The sequence below is a fragment of the Flavobacterium muglaense genome (assembly GCF_014305155.1).
In the GTDB taxonomy this organism is placed as follows: domain Bacteria; phylum Bacteroidota; class Bacteroidia; order Flavobacteriales; family Flavobacteriaceae; genus Flavobacterium; species Flavobacterium muglaense.
Map to the genome: position 1 here is coordinate 1 of NZ_JACRUK010000092.1, position 5054 is coordinate 5054.

Here is a 5054-nt window from a genome sequence, read left to right on the forward strand (position 1 = left end):
CCGAGTACGTGACCCGTACGCTCGGTGGTGTGAGAGGCGCACTCCGTTAGTTCCTAGCGGAGCCGTCTACTCGATTATGCCTTCGTTCTTCTTTCGTCAGTATCATCAGTTAAGGTTATCGTTATATTGCATTTATTCGCTTTTGCAATTCAGTCAGTCTGTTTATAAGTTGATCAAAATCTAATGGGTTACCGTAAATCATACTCCCTTTCATTTCTTCATAGTCAGCTTTCCACATTTTTATAATGGAGTCGGGCGGAATAAATTTAATGTTTTCAGGATTATGTTTTGCATAATCAATTCCTGAAATAGCTGTAAATTTACTACGATGTCTTACGATTGTGTTGTATAGTTCCCTATCTTGCAATGCAATTTCTGCGTATTCAGTTTGGCAAAGTTTTTCAATGTCGTAAAGGTGTCTACTAAGACGTTCAACTCGTATTTTGCCAAACGGTTTCTGAAATTCTTCGTGCAATAAAAATATCTTTTCTAAAAATGTCCGTTCAGGATTTACAATAGGAATTGTTATTGGTTTGTCTGTAAAAGTATTATCTGTGTAGATTTCAGAAATAAATGTTCCGAAAGTTCTTTGCGTAAACGGTTCTTTTAATGAACGGCTACCCACCTCAACTAAAACACCTGGTTTCAGATATGTGTCTGTTTCCGTGAGTTTGTTGTAATAGATTTCAATAATTAAAGGGTCTTGGTCGTGATTTTCTACTTCACGAGGTTTTACGGTTACATTTTCAAAACCCAATTCCGTAAATTTATTTTTCAATTCTTCAGTAAAAACTTCTGAAATAAATTGAAACGATTTTCTTCTTAGTTTTCTAATGTCACCTTTTGTGAGTTCGCCCGAAAAACCAAGAAATTCTCTGTCTAAGGCTAAATCAATATCTTCCGAAAATCGGTGTATAACGTTCCAACCTTTGCTTAGCGAAGTTCCACCTTTGAAAATCAAGGCGTTTGCACAATCCATTGAGAAAATCACGGATAAGGTATGTACTACCCACCAATCTTTTTCTGCGGCTGATGAAGAAGGCAAGCCGATTTGTCGGCTTGTTTCTGTAAACAATCTGATTTTGGTTTCATCGGGTAGCTGAAACCATTCTTGTAAATGTGTGAACTTATTCATTGTCTGTCATCAATTTTCGAATCCAAACAGGTGCTAATTGCAAATCGTGTTGCAAATGTTTTAGATTTTCATTTTTCAAAATCTTCTTTATCTGTTTCATTTCTTCGGCTGTTGCTTGGTCTTTGCCGATTGACCGCAATGCCTGAATTGCCAATGTGCTGATTTCGCCAACAAACGCCAAGTTTTTAGAGCTCGCTTTTTTAAATGTAATGGTTTGTTTCCCGATTTTGATTTTTCGTGCCGAAGTGTCGGAATAAAAAACAATATTCAAAGGAACTTGCATTGTCAAACCCAATTTATACATTGCATAACTGCCTGTAGGTATTACGGTAGCTCTGTCCCTTTTCGCAATGGCAAACGCAATTTGCTCAATGCTCGGAAATACTTTTCCAATGTAATTATCAATTACAGGTCGAACATAAATACCTTGTGCAATTCGTTCTATTTCTCCCGATTTTACTAAGCGCTCCAATGACTTATTTGCTGATTTTGTGTTGGCGATTTTGGTAAAACTGTCCACAAAGAAGAGCGTTCCTCTTGGACTTCGCTTTATCTTCTCTAATACTTGTATTTCTATGCTTTTTGACATTTTTACTCTTTAATCTTGTCGCAAATTTAGTAAATATTTGCGACAAAATATGAATTGAGAATAATGTTTCAATAAAAGTTGAAACGGTTATTTTTCTGAATACTCATAAATGCTTTTTTCGCCCGATTTTAAAAAGTCAAAGAAATTTGCCCCTTGATATTTACAGGTTTGAAGTATTGAAAGTAAAACTAAGTGGTGCTCTATATTTTTCTTTGTAAGGCTTTTACTGATTTTCTTTCTCCATTTGGCAAATGGCTTTATAGAGTGTTCTGCATTATTGTTGTTCCAAGGAATGCCATCGTGATTTAAAAACAAAAATAATTTCTCTTTGTATTTTATAAATCGTTTTTGATATGAAATGGCTAAGTCAGATTCAAATTCTTGTAAAATGACTTTCTTATAAAATTTTTCCACCTCTTTTTTATGCTTGTTCAAATGATTTTTCTTCAAACCATATTTGTCAATAGTCACAATAATATCTCGAAGTAGGTTTCCAAATTCTGATATTATCTGTTTAAATTCTTCATCTAGCTGGTGTTTCATAAAGTCTTCATTCAAATCTCGAATCAGATGAACTAAACATTTTTGTTGCTCACATTCCATAGAGTCATAACCAGTGTAAAAATCAGAAACTAAAACACCTTTAAAATCTTGTAATAATTCTTTCAAAAAATCAGGTTCTCGTGTTTCCATGAATTGATAATAAACACTATCATAATTTGCAAAAACCCATACATATCCATCAATTTCATTAATTCTGGCAATGGTTTTATCAATATGAATAAGTTTTGACTGGCTCATTTTCTTGATAATTTCATTGTACGTTTCTTCATATTTTGTGGCAATAATTTCTTTGAAACGTGTCATTTGGGTTGCAGACGACTTTATAGAGAAAGAGTCTTTTAGTACATTTACAATACTCTCTGAACTTAGTTTATATTGTATTTTCTGATTCACTGACCACAACATTAAATTATGTCCATAGGTTGGCAATCTTCTCATATCCTCTACCATAAAGTTTTTTCTGCATTTCTTGCAAAAGTATGCTCCACCTTGATATTCTATGACTTGTTTCTTTATTCCCGACTTCATAAATACCAAATCGATTTGTGGCTTTTTGCTACTTCTGATTATTTTAATGTCTTTGTTATTGCATTTTATACATTTATCAGGAAATAGGTTGATTCGTTTGTCAATGCGATTATATTTCTTTGAAGTTTGTTTGGTTTTAGAAATGGCTGTATAAACTTTTCGTTCGGTTCGTAGAAAAATATGTTGTCTTTGGTAGTCGAAATACGCTTTTGCATTGATTTCGTTAAAATGTTCAAGAGCAAAAACAGTTACACCCCATTTGAAAATATTTTGCTGTTTAATGCTATTTGCTAAAACCGTTTTGTCATTATTTTCGGAAAGTGAAATAAGCCATTCCTGAACTTTTATCAATGCCTTGCAATCTTCAATATTATAGGTCGTCAATTTTTCTTTCAGGTTGCTTGTTGGATTCAATTCCCAATTATACCTCCAAATAATGCTTAGCAGTCCCGATGCTTTTTCGTCTGTCCAATTAAATTCCAAATAGTTGGCTATATCTTTTAATCCGTTGGTGTATTTTGGAATGTATATGTCGTTGGAAAATAGTGTAAGCACATTGAACGAGTTTTCAATGATTTTATTTATTCTGCTTTGATAGAGCGGAGGAAGTTTCTTGGCAATTCGTTTTAAAGTCTGAATTTCATAAGAACCGTAATGATAAAGAATAAAATCATTTTGAGTGTTCATCAAATCAATGAATTGTATGAACTTATCTTGTTGTTCGGTAACATCATCTGCCCAAAATGAGTATTCTGTTACTGAATTTTCTGTTTTGATGATTACTCCAATCAAGTAATAAAAATCTCTATCTGGAATTCCCTCAATATCAAAAAATATTTCAGTTGTTTTTTTCTCTAGCTCAGGCAACTTTTGGATAAAAACTTTTTGTTCACGAATTGCCAATGCCTTTAATTCAGGAAGAAACTTACGTCTTCGGTATTGATTTTTTTTTGGTCGAAAAGTATACGATAACTGCTTTACTGAAAAAATACCTCTGTTGTTTTTCTGTTCAATTTCTTTAGGTTTTAAGTTTCCTAAAAGGCTCAAATCATCTCTTTCTTGTAACTTTTCGCTACATATCTGATTAAACTCACAAATTTGACAATGACTGATTCTATAAAATACAGGAGGTGTTTCACTTTTTTTGATTTGTTCAATCGAAGTAATGGCTCTCTTTATATCTTTTGCTAGGTTGCTCAATTTTACTTTTGTGGTTTTCTGTTGATTGCCAAACATTATTTTGGCTTCCTCAATTTTGAAATTGAAGTTTTGTTTTAGATAATGGGATTGTAACGCAATGAATAGTTTATCAGATTTTTGGACTTTCTCAAACGGAGAAATAAGAATAGGTGTAAAACTGTTTCTCTGGTCGTAATAAATTCCGTCCAATCTTAAATCTACTTCCGTGTTTTTGAATGAAATTTGAAGTTGTGTTTTTCCTTTTTCAAACTTTAAATCAGACGAATAATCAATATTATGGAAGTCTGAATCTAATGAAAGCTTTGTTTGGATTACCGATTGTTGTCTTTGTTTTAGTGTTTCAAAAACAGTTTGAAATTCTGTTTTAGGTAATTGATTTTCCTGAACCTTTTTTAAAAAGGCTTTTTGGTTGCAATGAATAATAGCGTGTAGAATTTCATTAGTTATTTTCATTAAGCCAAGTGTTTACATTTTGGTTAGCCTTTTAACTTATGTTATTGAATTCGGGTCGGTCTTTATAGAATGAGGCATAACGGTCTGCGCTTGTAGTCTGTTGCGGACTTCGAAGACGAGTATTTTTGGCTGTACGAAAATACGAATAAAAAACGATAATTCCACTAAATTCCGCAATAGCTACAAACGTGTGTTACTGTGTGTGATTTTGGTGCTATAGTTCTATTCCACTTCTGTTTTTCAGCGCAATACTTTTGGAAGCAAACTGCATCGCTTTGATAGGAGGGAAGTAGTTTCTGCTTAACGATTTGATTCTGCCACAATCTTTTTCGACGCAAACTGCATCGCTTGAATAGAAGGGAAGTAGTTTCTGCTTAACGATTCGATTCTGCCACAATCTTTTTCGACGTAAACTGCATCTCTTTCATTGAACCAAATTATTTTCTGCTTAACGAATTCATTCTGCTTTTTTAAGCGCAAAATTCGCATCATACACAGTAACGGTTTGCTGCTTTGAGGTGGCTGGAAGTTCGTAACCACTAATTTTTCCGCTTAACGAAAACTTGATGCGAAACGATAATTCCA

The 5054-nt window shown here is 33.4% G+C and carries 3 protein-coding genes; all 3 read right to left on the reverse strand.

Annotated elements, in window-relative coordinates; genetic code table 11:
- Positions 1 to 121: 121 nt before the first annotated feature.
- The 3 genes from H8R24_RS17665 to H8R24_RS17675 all read right to left on the reverse strand — a co-directional run bounded on the left by H8R24_RS17665 (position 122) and on the right by H8R24_RS17675 (position 4469).
- Complete coding sequence (locus H8R24_RS17665; protein ID WP_187021730.1) at positions 122 to 1135, reverse strand: nucleotidyl transferase AbiEii/AbiGii toxin family protein; 1014 nt, start codon at positions 1133 to 1135, stop codon at positions 122 to 124.
- Complete coding sequence (locus tag H8R24_RS17670; protein WP_187021727.1) at positions 1128 to 1724, reverse strand: DUF6088 family protein; 597 nt, start codon at positions 1722 to 1724, stop codon at positions 1128 to 1130. Before H8R24_RS17670 ends, H8R24_RS17665 begins: the two co-directional genes overlap by 8 nt.
- A gap of 87 nt (positions 1725 to 1811) precedes the next feature.
- Entirely contained in the window at positions 1812 to 4469 is a 2658-nt protein-coding gene (locus H8R24_RS17675) for a TM0106 family RecB-like putative nuclease (protein WP_187021724.1), read from the reverse strand.
- Between the last annotated feature and the right edge of the window lie 585 nt (positions 4470 to 5054).